General features: G+C 62.6%; 19 protein-coding genes. 8 read left to right on the top strand and 11 right to left on the bottom strand.

Annotation, left to right across the window (positions count from 1 at the left end):
- Nucleotides 1–450: 450 nt before the first annotated feature.
- The 6 genes from ACLBYE_RS14965 to ACLBYE_RS14990 are packed head-to-tail and all read right to left on the bottom strand — an operon-like array spanning nt 451 to nt 4,995.
- Nucleotides 451–1,092, bottom strand: coding sequence for an acetyltransferase (locus tag ACLBYE_RS14965; protein WP_447694767.1), 642 nt, complete (start codon nt 1,090–1,092; stop codon nt 451–453).
- Between the two features lie 13 nt (nt 1,093–1,105).
- On the bottom strand, nt 1,106–1,843 hold the full coding sequence (locus ACLBYE_RS14970) for an SDR family NAD(P)-dependent oxidoreductase (RefSeq protein WP_447694768.1): 738 nt from the start codon (nt 1,841–1,843) through the stop codon (nt 1,106–1,108).
- 4 nt (nt 1,844–1,847) lie between these two features.
- The gene (locus ACLBYE_RS14975) at nt 1,848–2,075 is read right to left on the bottom strand and encodes a hypothetical protein (RefSeq protein WP_012318193.1); all 228 of its coding nucleotides are present in this window, start codon (nt 2,073–2,075) and stop codon (nt 1,848–1,850) included.
- Entirely contained in the window at nt 2,072–3,112 is a 1,041-nt protein-coding gene (locus ACLBYE_RS14980) for a ketoacyl-ACP synthase III (RefSeq protein ID WP_447694769.1), read from the bottom strand. The genes ACLBYE_RS14975 and ACLBYE_RS14980 overlap by 4 nt, the downstream gene beginning before the upstream one ends.
- A complete protein-coding gene (locus tag ACLBYE_RS14985; RefSeq protein WP_447694770.1) occupies nt 3,105–3,422 on the bottom strand; it encodes a hypothetical protein in 318 nt (105 codons plus the stop codon). The genes ACLBYE_RS14980 and ACLBYE_RS14985 overlap by 8 nt, the downstream gene beginning before the upstream one ends.
- The gene (locus tag ACLBYE_RS14990) at nt 3,388–4,995 is read right to left on the bottom strand and encodes an HAD-IIIC family phosphatase (protein ID WP_447694771.1); all 1,608 of its coding nucleotides are present in this window, start codon (nt 4,993–4,995) and stop codon (nt 3,388–3,390) included. The genes ACLBYE_RS14985 and ACLBYE_RS14990 overlap by 35 nt, the downstream gene beginning before the upstream one ends.
- A gap of 195 nt (nt 4,996–5,190) precedes the next feature.
- Between ACLBYE_RS14990 and ACLBYE_RS14995 the strand changes: the two genes are divergently transcribed.
- On the top strand, nt 5,191–6,624 hold the full coding sequence (locus ACLBYE_RS14995; protein ID WP_447694772.1) for an SDR family NAD(P)-dependent oxidoreductase: 1,434 nt from the start codon (nt 5,191–5,193) through the stop codon (nt 6,622–6,624).
- A gap of 105 nt (nt 6,625–6,729) precedes the next feature.
- On the opposite strand, the gene ACLBYE_RS15000 is transcribed toward ACLBYE_RS14995, so the two are convergent.
- Nucleotides 6,730–7,248, bottom strand: a complete 519-nt coding sequence (locus ACLBYE_RS15000; RefSeq protein ID WP_447694773.1) for a hypothetical protein — start codon at nt 7,246–7,248, stop codon at nt 6,730–6,732.
- 306 nt (nt 7,249–7,554) lie between these two features.
- Between ACLBYE_RS15000 and ACLBYE_RS15005 the strand changes: the two genes are divergently transcribed.
- Nucleotides 7,555–8,151: an acyltransferase gene (locus ACLBYE_RS15005; protein ID WP_447694774.1), complete on the top strand. Its 597-nt coding sequence runs from the start codon at nt 7,555–7,557 to the stop codon at nt 8,149–8,151.
- A gap of 148 nt (nt 8,152–8,299) precedes the next feature.
- Here the strand turns inward: ACLBYE_RS15005 and rfbA are convergent, their stop codons facing one another.
- From rfbA to rfbC, 4 genes are all read right to left on the bottom strand, one after another.
- Nucleotides 8,300–9,190: a glucose-1-phosphate thymidylyltransferase RfbA gene (gene rfbA, locus ACLBYE_RS15010; protein WP_447694775.1), complete on the bottom strand. Its 891-nt coding sequence runs from the start codon at nt 9,188–9,190 to the stop codon at nt 8,300–8,302.
- On the bottom strand, nt 9,187–10,092 hold the full coding sequence (rfbD, locus tag ACLBYE_RS15015; protein WP_447694776.1) for a dTDP-4-dehydrorhamnose reductase: 906 nt from the start codon (nt 10,090–10,092) through the stop codon (nt 9,187–9,189). Before rfbD ends, rfbA begins: the two co-directional genes overlap by 4 nt.
- On the bottom strand, nt 10,092–11,141 hold the full coding sequence (gene rfbB / locus ACLBYE_RS15020) for a dTDP-glucose 4,6-dehydratase (protein WP_056534093.1): 1,050 nt from the start codon (nt 11,139–11,141) through the stop codon (nt 10,092–10,094). The genes rfbD and rfbB overlap by 1 nt, the downstream gene beginning before the upstream one ends.
- Nucleotides 11,142–11,234: 93 nt before the next feature.
- Complete coding sequence (gene rfbC / locus ACLBYE_RS15025) at nt 11,235–11,786, bottom strand: dTDP-4-dehydrorhamnose 3,5-epimerase (RefSeq protein ID WP_447694777.1); 552 nt, start codon at nt 11,784–11,786, stop codon at nt 11,235–11,237.
- A gap of 744 nt (nt 11,787–12,530) precedes the next feature.
- Here rfbC and ACLBYE_RS15030 point away from each other — a divergent pair.
- The 6 genes from ACLBYE_RS15030 (at nt 12,531) to ACLBYE_RS15055 (ending at nt 21,006) form a co-directional block, all read left to right on the top strand.
- Entirely contained in the window at nt 12,531–13,616 is a 1,086-nt protein-coding gene (locus ACLBYE_RS15030; RefSeq protein ID WP_447694778.1) for a hypothetical protein, read from the top strand.
- A 119-nt stretch (nt 13,617–13,735) separates the two neighbouring features.
- Entirely contained in the window at nt 13,736–15,514 is a 1,779-nt protein-coding gene (locus ACLBYE_RS15035) for a glycosyltransferase family 2 protein (protein WP_447694779.1), read from the top strand.
- Nucleotides 15,515–16,837: 1,323 nt separating this feature from the next.
- Nucleotides 16,838–17,305: a hypothetical protein gene (locus tag ACLBYE_RS15040; RefSeq protein ID WP_447694780.1), complete on the top strand. Its 468-nt coding sequence runs from the start codon at nt 16,838–16,840 to the stop codon at nt 17,303–17,305.
- Nucleotides 17,302–18,495 (top strand): glycosyltransferase, encoded by a 1,194-nt coding sequence (locus ACLBYE_RS15045; protein ID WP_447694781.1) that lies wholly within the window; start codon nt 17,302–17,304, stop codon nt 18,493–18,495. Before ACLBYE_RS15040 ends, ACLBYE_RS15045 begins: the two co-directional genes overlap by 4 nt.
- Nucleotides 18,496–18,648: 153 nt before the next feature.
- Nucleotides 18,649–19,296 (top strand): class I SAM-dependent methyltransferase, encoded by a 648-nt coding sequence (locus ACLBYE_RS15050; RefSeq protein ID WP_447694783.1) that lies wholly within the window; start codon nt 18,649–18,651, stop codon nt 19,294–19,296.
- Nucleotides 19,297–21,006, top strand: coding sequence for a glycosyltransferase (locus ACLBYE_RS15055; RefSeq protein WP_447694782.1), 1,710 nt, complete (start codon nt 19,297–19,299; stop codon nt 21,004–21,006).
- The last annotated feature ends 522 nt before the right edge of the window (nt 21,007–21,528 follow it).

Raw genomic sequence — 21,528 nt, forward strand, 5'->3', positions numbered from 1 at the left:
GTGTACGTTTTTCGGACGGCGGTCATGCGGCGGCGCGTGGTTTGATCCCTGTAACAGCCCGATAATTCCCTGTTTCAAAACGACGGGAATTTTGCAGCTAAATGCTTGATAGACGAGCGCAATTTCTGGCGAGCGCTGCCAAAAAACGACGTATGGACGTTCATTTCCCTGATAATCAGGCCTGCCTCAGCTCGATCGCATCACCCTTGGGTGCTGAATAGTCAGGGCTTGGAGCGTGAAGGCGTGAACGACCGCGACCCATCACGTGCAGAGCACGTGGGATGGGCACTGGTGGTTTAATCGACCGAGCGGGTTTGTTGGTGAAGCGATGAACGGGCGAGCCAGCTCGAAGTGCGAGCGGCAGTGCCCCGCAATACGGCGCAGAAGCTCTGAGCAGGCAGCCCCTTCGGTCGGCGAGCTGATATGCAGCTCAACTGGACGCGGATCAGTTCACCCGCGATCCGCAGCGATGGGATTGTCAGGCCTCGGCCAAACCGCCCCATCATCCGGCACGGCCCGCAGCACCGTGCAACCCATGCCGATCATCGCCCGCTCGCCCACCTTCAGGCCCTGCAGCACCTTCGCGAGCGGACCGACCAGACCGTCCGCGCCGACCAGGCAGCGTCCGCCGATGAAGGCCGCCGGCGAGATCGTCGTGTTGTCACCGATCTCCGCGTCGTGACCGATGATCGCGCCGGTATTCACGACGCAGAAACGGCCGAGCCGCGCATCGAGGTTGACGATCACGCCATGGGCCACGAACGCGCCGGCGCCCAGTGCCACACCCTGGCTGACGATTGCGTGCGGCGAGACCAGGGACGGGCATGGGAGGGCGTGCCGGTCGAGCCACGCGATGATCTCGCTACGCGCCTGGATCGCTGCTCGGCTCACCCCGCCAACAGCGAGCGCCACACCCGCAAACTCCGCGCGATCGGCCAACAGCTCGTCGAGATAGCCCCGATAGGATCCGACCTGCACGCTTGGCTGGCTCGAATAGGTCGCCTCCACCGTGTAGCCACACAGCTGCGCGACCTCGGCGATCTCCTTCGAGAAGCCGCCACCGCCGATCAGGGCAAGACGCTTGTTCGTCACCGAAATCTGTCCCTTACAGCACGGCCCCGCCGTCGACCCGCAGGATCTCGCCGGTGACGTACCGGGCCTGCGGCGACATCAGGAACGCGATGGCGTCGACCACGGATTCGACGGTTGCGGCGCCCGCGGGGCTGCGCTTCTCCAGCGCCTCCTTGAACTCCGCGCCGTACAGGCGGGCATGGGCCTGGGTCATCTCGGTGTCGAGCCAGCCGGGGGCGACGCCGACGGCGCGCCGGGGGGCGAGTTCCCGGGCCAGCCCCTTGATCAGGGCGTCGAGCCCCGCCTTGGAGGCGGCGTAGGGCACGATCGCCGGCTCGGGCCGCTGCGCCGCGACGGACGACACCGCGCAGAACACCGCGTTCCGGGTCGAGACGCGGGCGCTGCCGAAGGCGGCCGCGAACAGGGTCGGCGCGACGAGGTTGGTGCGGTAGAGGCGCTCGACCTCCTCGACGCCGAGGCTGCGCATCGGCTTGATGACCTGGACGCCCGCGCAGTACACGAGCCCGGTCAGGAGACCCAACTCGGCCACCGCCGCCTGCAGCACGCCGCCGATCGCCGGGAGGTCGGTGACGTCGGCCGCGACGGCGGCGCAGCCGAGCGCCTCCAGCTCGGCGAGCCGGTCCGCCCGCCGGGCGAGGGCGGTGATCCGCGCCCCGCCCGCGCGGAGGCGCTCGGCGACGGCGCGGCCGATGCCGCTGCTGGCCCCGACGACGAGGACGTGCCCACCCGACTCCGCGACCGGCTCCGACATCGGCTCAGGCCTGCAGCTTCGCGCCGGCCAGCGCGATCAGGTCGTCGGTGGTCGCCGCCCCGGCGATCCGCTGCGGATCCACCTCGAGGCCCAGCGTGTCGTAGAGCGCCATGATGTTGAGGATGCCCAGCGAGTCGAAGGTCTCGATCGCCCCGAGGCTCTGCCCGCGGGCGAGCGGCCCCGGCTGGTCGAGGATCGTGCCGAGCTCGTCCAGGAATGCGCCCTCGGTCATCGGGTGGTCTCCTCGTAGGTCAGGACCGGGGGCGCGAAGATCCGGTCGGTGGTGATCGTGCAGGCTCCCCAGCTCAGGCCGACCCCGAAGCCGGCGAGCAGCGAGTGCACCCGCCGGCCCGCATAGGCCTCCGCGAGAAAGCCCGAGATCGTGCCGGGGATCGAGGCCGAGTTCTGGTTGCCGTAGACCGACTGGGTGCCGGTCGGGAGCTTGCTGTCGTCGAGCCCCAGGCGGCGCTGGAGGTTCTTGAGGATGTACTTGTTCGGCTGGTGCAGGACCAGGAAGTCGACGTCAGCGGCGCGCGTGTCCGAGAAGGCCAGGATGCCCTCGATCAGCGGCGGGACGCGCTTGAGGGTGAAGTTGAAGACCTGCGCCCCGTCCATGTGCATGGTGCCGGGCTTGCCCGCATCCTCGGCGTCGGCCCGGAGGCCGCTGTGCGGGATGAACAGGGCCTTCTCGCCCGAGCCGTCGCTGTGGAGCTGGAAGAAGCTCTCGCTCTCGCGCCGCTCGATCAGCACCGCGGCGCCGGCGTCGCCCATGATCGGCGTGATCGACCGGTCCCCGGTCGCGACCATGCGGCTCGCGACGTCGCCGACGCAGAGGAGGACGCGCTCGAGGCCGGATTCGACCAAGCTGTAGGCGACCGACAACCCGTAGACGAAGCCGCTGCAGCCGAGGCGGATGTCGAAGCAGAGCGTGTCGGTCCGCATGCCGAGGCGGTGCTGCATCCCGATCGCGGTCGACGGCGAGCTGTAATCCGGCGTCTGGGTGACGAGGATCAGGCCGTCGACGGCGTCGGGCTGCAGGTCGAGGCCGCGCAGGAGGTGGCGCGCCGAGTGCAGGCAGAGATCCGCCGTCGTGGTGGCGGGATCGGCGACGACGTGCCGGGTCGCGAAGCCCATGGCCCGCTTGAGGCGCTCGGCCTCCTCGGGGGCGAGCCCGAGGCCGGCCGCCTCGTCGTCGAAGGCCTGGACGCGCGCGCCGACCGTGGTGACGAGCCCCGCCAGGGTCGCGCGCGAGAACCGCAGGTCAGCCATGCTCGACCGTCTCGGCGACGTAGTCGATCCAGCCCTGGAAGCGGCGGAGCGGCGACTTCGTGCTGTCGAGGATGCTCTCGTTGGCGAGCGGCACGTAGCGGCCGACCATCCGCTCGATCTCGGATTCCGTCTCGAGGAGGAGCTCGACCACCGCGAAGGAATCGAGCCGCTCGTAGACGTCGTCCTCGGGCCCGGGATTCTCCAGGTCCGGGCGCCCCCAGGTCTCGACGAGCCGCGCGAAGGTCGCGCGGGCAGCCGCCTCGACGGCGCCGCGGTCACTCCGCGACGATGTGGATGTAGGGGGTGTCATCCGGTCCTCGTGTCAGTCGGTACGTCTTGCCCTCGGGGCCAGCGCTCAAGGGTTCGAAGCCGTTGTCGTCGAGGAAGCTCTCGACCATCCGGTTCTTCGCGCTCGGGCGATACCGGGCCTTCAGGTCCCGATCGCCCTCCTGCTGGCAGACGTGGCGCAGAATTTGGGCCTCGATGCGGCGTCCGAGGGCCCGGCAGCTCATCAGGAACGTCTCGAGCTCGCCGCCCCGGACGATGGCGACCCCGACGATGCCCATGTCGCCGAACCGGTCGACCACCCGGGCCGCGTAGACGCCGCCCTCCCGCATGGCGGTGGCGACCTCGTCCTCGGTGTAGCGCCGGGTCGTCAGGTTGAACTGGTTGGTCTTGTTGATCAGCTGCGTGACGCGCCGCAGGGAGCCGGGGTTGTTGCGGGCGACGTGCACCCGGATCTCGAGGGAGGCGAGGTACTCGTCCATCGAGGCGGCGGAGCGCTGCAGCTCCTGGCGCTGGGCCTCGCCGCGGTACTGCTCGGTCTTGGCCAGGTCCTCTGCGGTGACGTTCCGGGCGCGCAGCGACGCGATCCCGTCGAGGAGGGTGAGCGCCTGCTCGGGGCGCGTCCGGTCGAACAGGTGGCACTCGACCCCGGGGAGCCGGGCGCGGACTTCCTCGATCTCGAACGGGTTGTCGTCGAGGAAGATGAAGCTGTCGAGGCCGAGGTTCAGGGCCGCGGCGAGGTCGCGGATGTTCTCGCTCTTCTCCGTCCAGTTGCTGCGGTAGGCCACGAAGTCGTCGAGGCGGAGCGGCATCGCGCGCTGGGCGAAGACCGCGCGGAAATCCTCCTCGTTGTTCTTCGTCACCGCGCAGAGCAGGATCCCGAGGCCCTTCAGGCGCAGGAGCTGGCGCTGGAGCTGGGTGTGGACGATGCCCGGATAGTCGCTGTCGACCTCCAGGTTCTCGACGCCGTCCTCGCCGACGACGCCGCCCCAGAGCGTGTTGTCGGCGTCGACCACCATCACCTTGCGCCGCGCCCGCAGCCGCGCCGCGACGGCGTCGGCGTAGCGCTCGCTGAGCGCGTCCACGGCGGCCGGGGCGTAGGGCATCTGGTACATGTACCGGTTGCGCTCGCGGAAGGCGTTGGCGAAGCCGAGCAGCGCCAGGGCGCCGGCGGCGTCGACGACGCTGACCCGCTCCTGCGCCCGGGCGAGGTCGAACAGCACCGCGTTCACCCGCGCCAGCGCCTGAAGCTGGTCGTGGAGGTCGCTCTCGACGGAGGAGACCGGCACGAACGGCACGGTGTTGAGGATGATCGTGCCCGGCGCCCGGGCGAGCCGCGCCGAGACCAGCTCGGCGAGGCCGCGCGCGCGGTCCACGGCCGCCTCGTCCGGGGCGACGTCGAAGAACCAACGGTGGTCGAGATGCACGATCAGGACGTCGGCGGCGGCGGGTCCCGCCAGCACCTGCTCGATCTGCCCGATGGGGAGATGCTCGCACGAGACCGTGGCGAGATCCGCGAGGCGGCCCGCCACCTTCCCGAACGGGTTGGTGACGACGTTACCGACGAAACCGATCGACAGGGCGCGAGCCGTGGTCATCCTCGATACCGGTCCCTGCGACACCCTGCGGATGCCTGCCCTCCGGCGATCGACCGGCCCCTTTCCGTGCGTGCGAGCGCCGCCCTCTTGCGAGATCGCGTGCCATAAAGCAAGGGGCCGGGCATCCGGCGGCCGGCCAGCCCGGCCGGGGCGGGGCGGGAACCGGGCGGGGACCGGCCGAGGAGGAGCTGCGCGATGAACGGATCCGGTTCGGACGAGGCCGCCGCGACGACGCGGACCTGGACCGAGGCCCATCAGGCCGCCTTCGCGCGGGCGACCGGCGACGTGAACCCGATGCACATGGACGCGCGGATGGCCCGGCGGACGCTCGCCGGCGAGCGCGCCGTCCACGGCGTCCACGCCGCCCTCTGGGCCCTCGATGCCTGCGCCGACGCCCATCCCCTCGGCCGGCTCGCGACGCTCCAGATGCGGTTCGAGCGGTTCGTGCTGGTCGGGGACCGCACCGTCCTGACGGTCCACGAGGCGGACGCGCGGCAGCTGCGCCTGTCCGTAGCGGTGGACGGCGTCCGCACCCTGACGATCCAGGCGACCTTCGCGGCGGATCGGGCGCCGGCCCGACCGGTCGAGGCGGCGCCGACCGCGATCCCCGCAGAGCCGGTCGCCCGCGATCCGGCGGCGCTGACGGGCCTCGCCGGTGCCTTCGCGCTGCCGGACCCGGCGGCGATCGCCGCGCTGGCGCCGCGCCTCGCCCGCGCCCTCGGCCCCGGCCGGGTCGCGGCCCTGGGCGGCCTCTCGACCCTCGTCGGCATGTTCGTGCCCGGCCTCCACTCGATCCTCTCGAAGATCGACGTGACCGTCACCGAGGGGGACACCGGTGCGAGCCTCGGCTACGCGGTGAAGCGGTTCCAGCCGATGCTGCAATCGGTGACGCTGGACGCCGTCGGCCCCGGCCTCGTCGCCCGGGTCGAGGGCTTCGTCCGCCCGCGGCCGGTGGAGCAGGACAGCCTGCGGGACCTCGCCGCGCTGGTGGAGCAGGGCGCCTTCGCGGCGGTGTCGGCGCTGATCGTCGGCGGGTCGCGGGGGCTCGGCGCCGCGACCGCCAAGCTGATCGCCGCCGGGGGCGGGGCGGTCTGCATCACCTACGCGTCCGGCGCCGACGAGGCGGAGGCGATCGCCCGGGAGATCCGCGACGCCGGCGGGCGCTGCCAGGTCCTCCGCTACGACGCCGCCGAGCCGGCCGCCGCGCAGCTCGCGGCGCTGACGATGCGCCCGTCGCAGCTCTACCACTTCGCGACGCCCCGCATCTTCCGCCAGAAGCGCGCCCCCTTCGAGCCGGCCTGCCTGGACGAGATGATGCGCGTCTACAACACCGCCTTCTACGAGCTGAGCCAGTTCTGCCTGGAGCGCGGCGACGCCGTGGCGGCCTTCTACCCGTCGACGAGCGCCATCGACGAGGCGCCCCGCGACACCCTGGAATACGTGATGGCCAAGATCGCCGGCGAGACGCTGGCCGCGACCCTGGCGCGGACGCTCCCGAACCTGCGAACCGTGATCGAGCGTCTGCCCCGGGTGAAGACCGACCAGACCGCCACAATCTTTCCCGTTCCGGCCGCCGCGCCGAGCGCGCTGATGCTGCCGATCATCCGCCGGATGTCGGCGGCCGCCTGACCTGGAGGCGTGACGGGCGCCGGACCGCGCCGGACGGCCCTGACCGAACCGGGCGCCGCAATCTCAAACGCGCGGCGCATTGGCCGCGCGCCCCCGGCGCCGGGATCACTCGGCGGCGGCGTCGTGCCGGACCTCTTCGCCCGCCTCCGGATCTGCCTCAGCCTCACCGTCGTCGGCTCCGTCGGGCGCCGCGGCGGCGGTGAAGAAGTCGCCGTTCCGGATCGCCTCGCCGCCGGTCACCAGCATGCTGAGATAGGTGTTGAGAGTATTGTGCGCGACGTCGGGCAGCCGCTCGGCGATCTGGGCATGCGACAGGCCCTGCGGACCGGCCGAGCCGAGCAGCGCCTTCAGCCGCCCCTTGGCCGAGTTGGCCCGGGGACCGCGAGCACCGCGCCGGCCGCCGGAGGCGGGCACAGAGCGGTCGGCCGCGGCGGCCCGCAGCCCTTCGGTCGCGTGGAGACCGGAGGCCTCCAGCGGGATCCCCTCGACGATCGAGGTAAGCGCAGCCTCCGCCGCCCGAAGCTTGGTCAGCTCGGACGCGATCCGGTCGTAGTCGCTCTGCAGCGCGGCCCTGCGCGCCCGAACGTCCACCAGGGCCTTCGTCAGGGTGTTGTCCTCAGCCACCGTATGGCCTCATCCTATGATTTCCCTGGTGGACGGCATACGGCATAGGACCCTTCCGACGTCAACCGACGCACGAGTTGTGAGAACGGCGCCCGATGGCTTAGAGACATCTTCAAACGCCGCTTCCGGCCCGGGGTCATCGCCGCTGCCGCCGAATGTCGACGGATCCCGATCCTGGCACGCCGATACCGTAATCGTCATGTCAGAAGGCAAGCATTCTTCCACGGGTTCGATGTGTGGCCGTCCGCTCCCGGACCTCGGCCGCGCCCAGGGGCCTCCATAGATCCCACAGAGCGAATTATATCTATGAATATCTTCGACAAAGGGGAGAATAATGTCATCGACATTGATTCGCGGGATCAGCACAGCCAAGCGGGAAAAATCTATATCAATGGCGACAACAACTACATCCGCATAGGCAGGGGCTGCGTGTCCGACAAGGACATGCACATCGTCATCGAGTCGAACTGCCGGTTCGACGTCGGCGAGGACGTGCGGCTGTCGATGGCCAACATCTATATTGGCCCCGGCTCGGTCCTGCGTATCGGCGACCGGACCGGTTTCACTGGGCTCGTCCACCTCAACCCCGTCGAGGGGAAGGCGATCGAGATCGGCACGGATTGCTCGATCGCGTCGGGCGTCTGGATAACGACGAGCGACTTTCACTCCATCGTCACCCGCGACACCGGCGCGCGGCTGAACCCGGCCAAGCCCGTGCGGGTCGGCAACCACGTCTGGATCGCCAATCAGGCCACGCTGCTCAAGGGTACGATCATCGGCGACAACGCGATTGTCGGCGCGCACGCAGTCATCACCGGGACGGTGCCGGCCAACTGCGTGGCCGCCGGCAATCCAGCGCGCATTGTGCGGGAAGGCGTGACGTGGCGCTCGGACCTGATCTAATCACGCTAACGGCGCTCAAGCTTCCATCAACGAACCGAGCTAGACGACAGCCAAGCCCACACTGTACGCCAAATGCATCACGATCAAGGTGTTTGAATCGTTCTCACACGGATGGCTCAACGTGCCAACGGTTCGCGCGACTTAGCATTTAGCGCAGGTACTGCTCCACTTCAGCCTCGCGGGAGAGGCGCAGCAGGTTCTGCCCGTAGGCGGTCTTGGCGAACATCTCGCCGCGGGCCACGAGCTGGTCGCGGGTGATGAACTTCTGCAGGTAGGCGATCTCCTCCAGACACGCCACCTGAAGGCCCTGCCGGTTCTGCAGGGTGCGGACGAACTCGCTCGCCTCCAGCAGGCTGTCGTGGGTCCCGGTGTCGAGCCACGCGTAGCCGCGCGACATGCGCTCCACGTGCAGCTGGCCGCGCTGCAGGTAGGCCTCGTTGACGCTGGTGATCTCCAGCTCGCCCCGGGCCGAGGGCTTCACGTCGGCGGCGATGTCGAGCACCTGGTTGTCGTAGAAGTACAGGCCGGTCACCGCCCAGGTCGATTCCGGGTTCTGCGGCTTCTCGACGATCTTCGTCGGCCGCCCCGACTTGTCGAGGTTGACGACGCCGTAGGCCTGGGGATTGTCGACGTGGTAGGCGAAGACGGTCGCGCCCTGCTTGCGGCCCGAGGCGCGCTCCAGGAGCTCGCCCATGCCGGCGCCGAAGAACAGGTTGTCGCCGAGGATCAGCGCCACGTCGTCGTCGCCGACGAAGTCGCGCCCGATCACGAAGGCCTGGGCGAGGCCCTCCGGCCGCGGCTGCAGGGCGTAGGAGAACTTGAGGCCGAACTGCTCGCCGGTGCCGAACAGGCGCTTGTAGTTGTCGAGGTGCTCCGGCGACGAGATGATCAGGATCTCGCGGATGCCGGCGAGCATCAGCACCGAGACCGGGTAGTAGATCATCGGCTTGTCGTAGACCGGCAGGAGCTGCTTGTTGATCGACAGCGTGGCCGGGTGCAGGCGCGTGCCGGATCCGCCGGCCAGAACGATGCCCTTCATGGCTTGGAAACTCCCTCTGAGACCGGCCCGACGAGCCGGTCCAGGATGTCGTCGAGCGCCGCCTGCCAGGGCCGCGGCGCGATGCCGTAGGCGGCCGTGAGGCTGGCGGTGGACAGGCGCGAATTGGCCGGCCGCCGGGCCGGTGTCGGGTAGGCGGAGGTCGGGATGCCCTTGACCGGCACGGAGCGCCCGCCGCGCCGGGCCGAGCCCGCCACGATCGCCTCGGCGAAGCCGCACCACGTGGTGTCGCCCCGGTTCACGCAGTGGAACGTGCCGGTGGGCGCCGTCGCGTCGGTGGCGAGGCGCTGCGCGATCGCCGCCAGCGCGGCGGCGAGGTCGGCGGCCGAGGTCGGGCACCCGTGCTGGTCGTTCACCACGGTCAGCGCGTCGCGCTCGCCCGCGAGCCGCAGCATCGTCTTGACGAAGTTGCCCCGGTGCGGGCTCACCACCCAGGCGGTCCGCACGATGGCGTGGCGCGGGTTGCCGGTGCGCACCGCCAGCTCGCCGGCGGCCTTGCTGGCACCGTAGACGCTCTGCGGGTCGATCGGCGCGTCGGGCGCGTAGGCCCCGTCGGGCTTGGTCCCGGCGAAGACGTAGTCGGTCGAGACGTGCACCAGCGGGATTTCTTGGGCGGCGGTCGCGGCCGCCAGGATCGCCGGGGCCAGCGCGTTGAGGCGCCACGCCGCGACGACGTCGGACTCGGCCTTGTCGACCGCCGTGTAGGCGGCGGTGTTGATCACCGCCCGGTAGGCGCGGGCGGCGAGCGCCGCCGCGACGGCGTCCGCGTCGGTGATGTCGAGGTCCGCGCGGCCCGGCGCGTGGACGGTGACGCCGTTCGGCCACGTCAGGGCCTGCAGCTCGGTGCCGACCTGGCCGCCGCCGCCGAGGACGAGGACGTCCATCAGCCGTTGAGCCCCAGGCGCTCGCCCTTGTAGCGGCCCTCGCGGATCGGCCGCCACCAGCCCTCGTTCCCGAGGTACCACGCCACGGTCTCCTCCAGCGCCTGCTCGAAGGTCTTCTGCGGGCGCCAGCCGAGCTCGGTCTCGGCCTTGGTGCAGTCGATCGCGTAGCGCCGGTCGTGGCCCGGGCGGTCGGCCACGAAGCTGATCAGCTGCTCGTGCGGCGCGCCCTGCGGGCGCAGCCGGTCGAAGGCCGCGCACAGCGCCTTGACCACCGCGAGGTTGTTGCGCACCGCGCGGCCGCCGAGCAGGTAGGTCTCGCCGATCCGGCCGCGCTCCAGCACGGCCACGAGGCCCTTGGCGTGGTCCTCCACGTGGATCCAGTCGCGCTCGTTGAGGCCGTCGCCGTAGACGGGCAGCTTCTTGCCCTCGAGGGCGTTGAGGATCATCAGCGGGATCAGCTTCTCGGGGAAGTGACGCGGCCCGTAATTGTTCGAGCAGTTGGTCACCAGGACCGGCAGGCCGTAGGTCTCGTGCCACGCGCGGGCGAGGTGGTCGGAGGCCGCCTTCGAGGCCGAGTAGGGCGAGCGCGGATCGTAGCGGCTCTCCTCCGTGAAGAACGCGTCCGGCGGCAGCGAGCCGTAGACCTCGTCGGTGGAGACGTGGAGGAACCGGAAGGTCTTCCTCTCGGCCTCCGGCAGCGTCTCGTAATGCCCGCGGGCGCCGTCCAGCATGGTCTGCGTGCCGATCACGTTGGTGCGCACGAAGGCGCCCGGATCGGTGATCGAGCGGTCGACGTGGCTCTCGGCGGCCAGGTGCATGACCGCCTCGGGCTTGAAGTCCGCGTAGGCCTTCTGCACGGCGGCGCGGTCGCAGATATCGGCCTCGACCAGGCGATGGCGCGGGTTGTCGGCGAGCGGCGCCAGCGAGACCGGGTTGGCCGCGTAGGTCATCGCGTCGAGGGTGCAGACGTCATGGCCGAGATCGTTGACGAGGTGCAGCACCAGCGCCGAGCCGATGAAGCCGCAGCCTCCGGTCACCAGGATGCGCATGGCGGATTACCTCTTCGGATCAATCGAGAACTGAGAAAGCCGGGGCAGCCTAAGACCGGCCGTCGTGACAAAATTGCGGCCGGGAAGCGCTCTTCAGAAGACGCGGCCGAGATCGGCGAGCTTGGGCGCCCGGCGATCCTTGTCGGACAGGATCGCCGCCTCGCCGGAGACCGGCCACGGGATCCCGATCGCCGGGTCGTTCCAGAACAGCGCGCGGTCGTGATCGGGGCTGTAGTAGTCGTCGACCTTGTAGGCGACCATGACGTCGGGGGTCAGGGTGCAGAAGCCGTGCGCGAAGCCGTGCGGGATGTAGAGCTGCTCGCCGTTCTCGGCGTCGAGCGTGACGGCGACGTACTTCCCGTAGGTCGGCGAGTCGCTGCGGATATCGACCGCGACGTCGAGGATCGCGCCCTGCAGCACGCGGATCAGCTTGGCCTGCGCGCGCGGGGCGATCTGGAAGTGCAGGCCGCGGACAGTCCCCTGCGGGGCCGAGAAGGACTGGTTGTCCTGCACGAACGGCGTGGTGATGCCGGCCCGCGCCAGGGTGTCGGCCCGGAAGGTCTCCGAGAACCAGCCCCGCGCGTCGCCGAAGCGCTTCAGGACGATGCGCTTCACGTCCGGGATCTCGGTCTCGATGACGTCCATGCCAGCGCCTCTCAGACAGGTATCACGTCTATGCTGCGATGCCTCGCTCACCGCACCTTCTAGGCTCAGCTATCGCGAGATGAATAGGGACGATGTTTTGCCGAACCGGAGCAACCTGCGGAAGCGGTCTACTCACGGCGCAATCGCCCTCACGCCCCATCAAAAACTTGCGCTTTCGCAATCGGTTGATTGCTGGGATGGGGATAGCTGGCGTGACGGTGAGGACCCGCCTCTTGCTCCTCGCGCCGAGCGCTGCGTCCTTTGGGGGAGGCCAGGGCATTAAGCAAGAGCTTTACGGGCAGATCTCGAACGAATTTGCTCGCCTCTGCTCGCGGTTGCCAGAAACACCCCGTTAGCGCCCCGAGATTGAGACCGCGTCACTGGCCCCTGAGGCTGGAAGGCCGAGGACGGTACCGCCTCACACGGTACGCAAGCGCCGAGCCATAGTATTTACCCGGCGCGAGCGTTCCGATAGGGCAGGGCCGCCGACAATCCGCTCGTTCATTGCGACGGCCCACCCTCTCGCCCCCGCGGACGTATGCTCACCCGCGCTTCAGATTCTAAGCCCGCTGCTCATGAGGTCTTCGCGTTCGTCAGGACGCACGGTGCAACCGTCAGGATATTGACGCTCCATATCGGGGATCGTCCTGTTGGGCTCGGCAGGTCGAGGGCATCTCACGGGCGATGCTCGACGCGTTCAGCGCCACCGATAGGTAAAAGGAGCATCGCAGTGAGAGCGGTGCTTTGAGGAAGCTCTACGGCCTGTACTATCGCTGGGCGGACCCGGGCTCAGTCCGCGCGAGCAGCAACCTGCTCGTCCGGCTGGTGGCGCGCGGCAGTCTACCGGCGGCCAACAATCTCGCCACCGCGGAGGAGCAGATCGCCGCGCTGACTCCGTATGCCGGCGCGGATTTTTCCGTGAGCTGGTACGGGCTAAAGGCCGATCCGGTGCGCGATTACCTGGTCCAGAGCTGGCGCGAGGGCCGCGACCCTCGGCCTGACTGCTCCTCCGGAGAGTACCTTGCCCGGCACCCTCATCTCGCCCGGGCCGGCATCAACCAATTCCTGAACTTCATCGCGCGCCGCCGGGCCGAGCCGGACCTGGCGATCACGGTGCGGCTGCATCTGGAGCCGGAGCGCGCCGTACGTGACACCGCCCTGCCGCGGCCCGGGCGCGTGCGGCAGGTCGCGGTGCTCGGCGCCATCAGCGCGACGAAGGGCGGCCTGTCCCTGCAGGCGCTGGCGATGGATGCGCAGGACCGAAAGCTGCCACTGCCGTTCTCGATCGTGGGCTTCTCCGACCCGGCACTCACGAGCAGCCTGGAGCGGACAGGCGTGAGTGAGACGCGGCACTACTCGATCGACGATCCGACACTCGACAGGTCATCGGGCGCGACCCTCCAGATCGCCGAGATAGGTGGCCGCCGGGCGGGCGATGAGACCCGACCTCCTGGCCAAGATTTCGGCCGATCTGGTTCCGCTCCCGGCAATCTGGCCCGAAACCTACTCGTACGTGCTGACCCTGGCCCTCCGTACCGGCCTGCCGGTGGCAGCCCTCGACCTCGGCGCCCCGGGCGAACGGCTGCGCGCGTATCCGAATGGCCACCTGCCGACCTACGCGCTGGCCAGCGACGCCGCCGCCTGCAACGACCAACTGCTGGCCATCGACCCCGCCGCCAGCGGGTGGAACAACAGGCAGATTTTGGCCGCCGAATACGAAAGCCCAATGCGGGATTACTATGCATTCAAGAACTTAAGCCGGATTTGCAGCCTGCAAGAGATGACATTTTCAGGCTGGATAGGAACCATTTTCAGTGGTTTGACAAATGAACTGCAAAGACGGCCACAACGTTGTTGTCCTAAGGGACGCATTCGGGCACGTCATACATGTATCCGATCGCAGCCTACAACCTGCACAGGAAGGATCCATCGCTCCAGCACTCTTGCTAGTGGAATTTCTCGATTCTAGAAGCGGGACGATTTCAAATTTCTTGATGCCAAGCGATGGCGAATTATACCCCATCGTACTCGATCTCACACCGATATCACACGCTAAAATCTCCGGCTTTGCCCTAGAAAGCGCTTCATCCGGGCGCTACATCGCTTCTATTCCACAAGAAGGAGGGCGCTTCATCATCAAGGCCCATGGATTCGGGATGCACGAGTGGGAAGCCTTCTTCGCTGCAGAACCGTATCCGTTAAGCTCCTCAGTTAGTCTCATCGCAGAAAAGGCGATCTCTTTACTAAACGATGCGTCGATCGAGCACAGCCTCCTAAGCGCCCTGAAGCACGATGACCATGATGTACTTCACGCCATCCAGCATTGTCATCACTTGATAACTGATAAAACCCTGGATTTTTTAGCTCGTCGACGAGATCAGTGGTTGAATGGAGTCAGCGCCCAGAAATGGTCAGTTCGGGATAAGAGCGGACGCGCCAGCGGCCTTGTACATCTCTGCAGATCATCTGCCCTTCGGCGGGCAGGCCCAACGAGAAGTGTGTTCAATTTCGGCCCTCTACGAAATGCGCTCTGTCGGCAGGCCGCCCCCCCTCCTATATCGATAGGACCTTCTACCGACGATCTGCAAAGCGACTCGTGGGGTGACGGCCGTTCGAATTTTTGGCAGGCGCTGATAGGATCTTCTCGGCGGCTGATATCGCCAAGCCTCGGCCTTTGTATGCTCTCGACTGTGAGAAATGAAGGCATATATCTACTAGAGTGGATCGCCTATCATAAGCTACTCGGCGTGGAACACTTCTTCATCTACACGAACGACAATGAAGACGGATCAAATGATATTCTCGAGATTCTTCATCAGGCCGGGCACATAACATTATTCCACAATATTGTTCCAGTTGGAGGGTCTGCGCAAAACAAGGCCTATGCACATGCCCTGTCGATAGGCACGGGAATTTTGGACTACGAATGGTGTGCCGTTCTGGATGCAGACGAGTTCTTTCGTCCGCCGAAACTTCAACCCGGATCAATGAGAAAATACTTAAAGGGACGACAATTTGAGAAGATCCATGCGGTAGCCGTTAATTGGCGGAATATGTCACCTTCAGTTGTGTCCGCCGGACAATTCGATGGATTAGTTACTGCCGATCAGATTTACTTTGCGGAACATGCCAATGCACACATCAAATGCATAATACGTCCTCAGAAATTCGTACGTTCTTCACCACACGTGCCGCAAACCGGTCGTCGCAACGCACCCCCGCTGATCGCAGCAGACGGGAACGACTATGTTTCATTTGCGGACCGGGAGCCAAATCTTGAGAAAATGTACAAAGCTCTATCGACCCGACCAATTTGCGATCCGTGCTATATTGCCCACTACCTTTTCAAATCTGTGGAAGAATTTGCAATTAAACGCTCCCGGAATGGTGGAGATCTTCCGCTATATAAAAGCGACAAAATCATGATGATCGAGCCGAATCAAGCGGAACATTTCCTTGCTACCTCGCTGTCAAGTCAATGTTGCGCCCATCCAGATGCCCAGTTTGTTCGACTCCTGAGACGCTCTATAAGACAGCTTGAGCAATTACCTGGAATGCAGAGGGCGCTTCTAGACTGCAGAAAATGGAACATTAGAAAGCTATCCGCCCTCAAGACTCACTATCGAGAGAAGATCGACAATATTGAAAACGAGCACGTCAAGATCTTTGCCGAGCTGCTAATTCACGGCCAATCCTCCATATCCGGACGGTCACACGTTAATGCCTAATGAGACGCATGGCTTCCCGCGCTGACTCGAACACCTGATCCGACTCGACACGGTGCCGGCGTCACGGCCGCGGCATCGATAATGACATCCACTCCCACCGGTTGGGGTACCCTCGCGTCAGCCGTCTATCGGCATCCGCGGCGTATACGACAGATCGAAGCCAGCGCCATGTGCGCCTGCAAAAACGATTCCATGTGCCCGACGGTTGCCGGCACCCATTGACATGTCGCGGCAAAGAGCGCCGAACATTCGACGATGCAGCCGAGCCGCAGGGCTTTCGCATATCGAATGCGCACCATGGGTTTGATCGACGTCGACAGCTCGTTCATTTCGGCTGCCTTCAGCCTCGGCACCGTAATGCCGGGGCTACATCCCTGCGACTTGACGCGCACTGAGATGCCTTCGGAACGATTCCGGCCTCCTGTTCGCGCCGAAAATGCCACAGGAAAGGCAAGCTCGCTTAGCGCTTTGTGCCGGCTCCAATTTCGTCCACCGCGACTACGGTCCGTGAAGATCTGCCGCCAGTCCACGAGCACAGGGCCGGCGACCTACCGACAGGGTCCGTGGGCTGGTCGGCATAACTTTGTAGAAGCCCGCCGGAAAGAAGCAGGGCAGTCATACCTCTCATGCAGGCGAGGGGACTTCCTCCAAGTCCCGCGCGTACTTCTATGTCGGGCTGCGAATCTCGTCCGCCAAACATCCTATATCCCACGATCAGCGGGGCATCCCGGGTTTTAGGATAAAGAGGTAGGCCAACAAACAACGTGAGCTCGGGATTGAGCAGGCGTGAACATGACTTGGTATACCTTCGTTAGAGACTAAAGATAATCGGGCGATATGACTGTAGAACCAAATTACCGATCAAATGATTTGGTCGCATTCACCAGGGTGAGAAATTGTATTCAAATAATACTGGGGCGATTTCCGCTAGGCCCACATGAAGTCAGACATTACTCCGGCGAGACGACCAATAAACTGTTGCGGTTTTTCTCTGCGAATGCCGAGTTCCGAGTCGAGGTGGAACTACCACTGGTCACCGGAGGATCGAGCAATAGTCAGCGATTCATAGGGGAACCTTCGCTGCGGTTATGTGAATGGGCATCAGCCGAGGTTCCCCTAAGCAACGAGGCGCGAACTAGGGTTCGCCAAGCTGAAAATTGGCGCGACCTGATAACCGCGATTTGGACGGACCCCGAGTTTCAGGCCAATCTCGATCCAACCCAATTTTCTCAGGAGAGGCTACAGAGTCTGACGCGGAGCCTCCAAGAGAAAACCAGCAAAAAGCTCCTTACCGCCAAACATGGACAGACAAGATCCGTTAAGGTGATCGATAACAGCGCAATTGTCATGGAGGTACCGACAACAGAAGCGGAGACGGCAAAGCTACCTTCAAGTACCAGAATGAGAGACATTTCACGATTAATCCATCTGAAGAGAGAGAGAAATCGATTTCATTCCACAACTTCCGACCCGCAAATATATATATCAGGAACACCGAGCGGCCGATACGAGATGCGGTTTACCTTAAAATATCAAAAGACCAAAACTGCATACAACGGCGACTATTTACAAATATTCTTTGACTTCGGCGATGGGTACACCGAAGAGCGATCTGCAAAATATCCTTTAACGTCAAACGAGATTGATTTGATTTTGTACCTGGATCTTCGTCGTCCTGTCGTTGAATTTCGCCTAGATCCGACAGCAAGGAAAGTTTCGTTTACAATAGAAACCCTGAGCATTCAGTCGATAGGTCACATGGATGAACTCTCCAGGAGCGCCAGCGAATGAATGTCATCTTCGTCAATTATGGCTTATTCAATAGTAATAGTGGAGGGCACATCGCCCACTTTGCAAACGAGTTGGTCAAGCAAGGGGCGAAGGTATTAGTCGTAGGCCAAAACGATGGAAGCACAGCAGCAGATTTCGGGCCTGTCGGCTTCGAAACTGTAAAAATGCCCCTATCAAGCGACGACCTTCCAAGTCGCGTCGTGGATTTTGCGTCGGATCCGAAAGCAATTGTACATGCCTGGACGCCCAGAGGCCACGTACAGCATTTTGTTAATCGTCTCGTGCAACGGACCAAATCACCTTATTTGGTCCACTTGGAAGACAACGAGGAAGTTCTTCTCGCAGCCTCGCTGGGAATTAGCGTCGATAAACTTTTGTCATTGCCCGAAAGCCAGTTAGACGAGATTGTGCCGGCCACATTAAGCCACCCGCATAAAGCGCGGAGCTTCTTGGAGCGCTCAGTAGGAATATCGGCTATCGTTGAAAGCCTGCTAAAGTTTGCCCCTTACGGAAAACTCACCCATATCCTTGAACCCGGCGTGGATGCTGAACAATTCTCCTGCGACATAGCGGAGGAGCAACAGCAGCGGCTCAGACAGGATCTATATATTGACGACGACGCTCTTATCACTGTCTACAACGGGAACACGCATTCCGCGAATTATCGGGACATCTTTTCACTATACACTTCGATTCTAATTTTACGAAGACGGGGGTTTAATATAAATCTAATTAGGACCGGTAGGGATTACTTCGATCGGCACGACGCGAGTTTTCCTTACATAAATGGCGACTGGGTTATCGATCTGGGGGTCTTACCGCGACGTAAAATGATTGAGGTGCTGAAGCTCGCCGATTTTTTCATACAGCCCGGCGGATGCGATGAGTTTAACACGTATAGACTGCCATCTAAACTTCCAGAGTTTTTATCATTGGGCAAGCCGGTTATTCTGCCGGCTGTCAATATCGGGCGGCGGCTAAATGATGGCAGAAATGCATTGCTGCTGTTTCGAGGAGACGCGACGGAGATCGCAGACAAAGTCGAGACCCTTCTAAAAAGTGGTCAATCGATGTTAATAGGCAAAGCGGGACGAGAATTTGCAATATCAAATTTTAATTGGGCTTTAAATGCCGAATCGCTAATGAAATTTTATAACAAGTGCCACACTGGCGGAACAAAGTTGATCTAGTGGACAATCCGGAAGGCTGCTATGTCACATAATATCGTATCGGATGCGTCTCTCGCTAAGCTACGAGCTTTATCAGAACTCGGGGCGGAGTTGGGGCTATCTTATGGGACGGTTCGCGACTACTGTCTCGGATTCGATCTATGCCCTGACTTAATGATATACAACAACGACCTCAAGGACTCCCAGAGGTTTTGGACCCTCAAGACGATCTTGGCGACTCAGCCTGTTGGATCTACTTTATTAGAAATTGGCGCGGGAGAACCGATCGTTGCCGATCTCCTTGGCCGATTAGGTTACAGAGTGATCATTGTTGATCCTTACGAGGGTGCCGGCAACGGTCCCAAAGAAATTGATCATTTCAGGCGCACATACAAGTCGGTCGAATATGTTGTCGACTGGTTCTCCACCGATCTGGTTGCTATCGCGCCCGGGTCAATCGACTGTTGTTATTCCATTAGTGTCATTGAGCATGTTCCGCTCTCCTCGCTTCAAGATATAGCTCAAGCCCTACGGTATTTTACAAAACCGGACGGCTCGACAATACACGCGGTTGATTACGTAGCGCTAGGCGCTGGCGCGGAATATCATTGGACAATGTATCAGACTTTTTCGGCTCTACTCGGTTACACAGAGGAAGCCGCGACTAGATCCATACAATCGGCGCGAGTTGATCCCGATACCTACTACCTATCCGCCGAAGCACACAACCGGTGGAGAGGGACTACTCCATACGAGAATTTTCCAATGCGTCGGGTCCAATCAATGCAAGTGGTTGGATGGCGCGGGAGCCAGACAAATTAGGTGGTTAAGCATATGTTTAAATATCAGGTGGTGGCGAAGACGCTGGATGCTCTCAAAGGGCGCCGTCTGAGAAACATAACTTCAAAAAATCGCGGCGCGCACGCACCGCCGCATGAATCGCAGAGTTCCATGCGCCTGCGTCTGTCGGTCGTAATGCCAGTCTACCGCACACCTCCCAAGTTGCTAACCCAGGCCATTAAATCGATTTTAAATCAATCCTACCTTCCACACGAGATCGTTATCGTTGACGACAGCGGGCGGAAAGGGACGGCGAGAAAGGTGATTGCCAGCCTGCCTGATCCCAACAACGTGATCAAATTGATTGTCAACGCCCGCAACGTTGGAATTTCCGATGCAACCAACGCAGGGGTGCAGGCTGCGACAGGCGACTTTATTCTCTTTGTCGATCATGACGATGAGTTAACATCGAATGCGCTGTCCTGTTTTGCTGATGAGATAGAGAAGAAGCCCGACTTTGATGTCTGGTATTCTGATCAGTGCACGATTGATGAACAAGGAGCTATGAAGCATCATTTCCTGAAGCCGACTTGGTCGCCGGTCTATGCTTTGGGAGTAATGTATGTTGGTCACTTGCTTGCGGTTCGTTCGGAGTTGTGCAAGACCGTGCTATTCCGCAATGAATATGACGGCGTACAAGATTTTGACTTTCTGCTTCGTGTCTCAGAGAAAACAGACCGGATAGGTCATGTTCCAAATATACTTTATAAGTGGCGAGCAATCGAGGGGTCGCTGGCTCGAAAGGGCGACGAAAAACAAGGGATCAACGCCCTGCAGGAAGCTGTTGTTAATGACCATCTTCGGCGAACGAACAAGACGTGGATCGCCGAGAGCCACCCTACGCTTCCGCACCGTGTGGTACTTTTGCCTTCTCGGGCGACGGCTGAGCCGAGGATTAGTATTATTATCCCTTCGAAGAACCAGGGTGAAATAGTCGGCCGGTGCTTGGATTCTATCTTTACGATGACTGATTACGATAATTATGAGGTCATTCTAGTAGATAATCGCACGACTGATCCGGTTGCCCTCGGGTTTTTCGAAGACTATAGGGTGAAACGAATCAGATATTCGGATAAGAGATTTAACTATTCCGCGGCTAATAATCTGGGGGCATTGGCAGCATCAGGTAAATTCGTCTTATTCCTCAACAACGACACAGAAATCATTGAGTCGGACTGGTTAAAGAAGCTTGTTATGTTTTTCGAGGATGAAGATATTGGCGCGGTCGGAGCAACTTTGCTGTATCCGAATCGCACTGTTCAGCACGCTGGGGTCATCCTTGGGCCACGAGGAACGGCTGACCATGTCATGCGTTCCTTCCCCGAAGATGTGGACGGCTACAACGGATCGCTTCCTGTAGCAAGAGAAGTTTCGGCAGTAACAGCCGCGTGTCTGATGTTGCCGAAGGAACTATTCTCTGACATCGGAGGATTCTCTACTGACTTCGCGAAACATTATCAAGATGTCGATCTCTGCCTTAAAATCCGCGATAAGGGTAACCGTATTTTATCTGTAGGAAACTCCCGCGTCATACACCACGAGAGCATTACTAGAAAAAATAACGGATACGATTTGGGAGATCGCGCCATTCTGATTGATCGGTGGTGGGGCGAGATCGCGGGAGGCGATCCATATTATAATCATGGCTTCCAAGCGGGGAGTACAGACTATAGTTTGGCGCCGATGGAATGATAATGACTTAGTACGACAGTTGCATTTTCTGACGAGATCGAAGATGGGCCACCCGTGCGGCGGTCTGATGTCGTCGTCGCCAGAGCGATTATGCAAGCAGCACCGCGCGTACGGGGGCAAAGGCAGGAACGTGTTAGGCGAGTTGGTGCCTGATCTCCGGGACAGAGAGCGGCAGCAGAGGCTCAGGCGGCCCCCGAGGCACCGGTCGCTTCAGGCGGCTTCGACTGCGACATCTGGACTCCCTCGCATTGCCTCGCCTGAAATGCTCCCGGACGTTGGGTCGTTGCCGCATCTGATTTGCTGCCCACGTGGGTTCGGCGGTGGGGTGACGATGAGGCGAGTGAGCATGGCGACGCGCGATGAGCTGCTTGTGGCGTTGGTGGCCCGGTATTGAGGTATCCATCCGGTGAAGGACGCGGGAGCTACGGTTTCGGCGGGAGCAGATCACTTTCCGCCGTATGGGCCGCGATCCGCTCTTTCAGCTCGTCGATCCCATCGTTGGTAAACGCTGGGTACGCCTCG

Source organism: Methylobacterium sp. A52T (assembly GCF_053346095.1).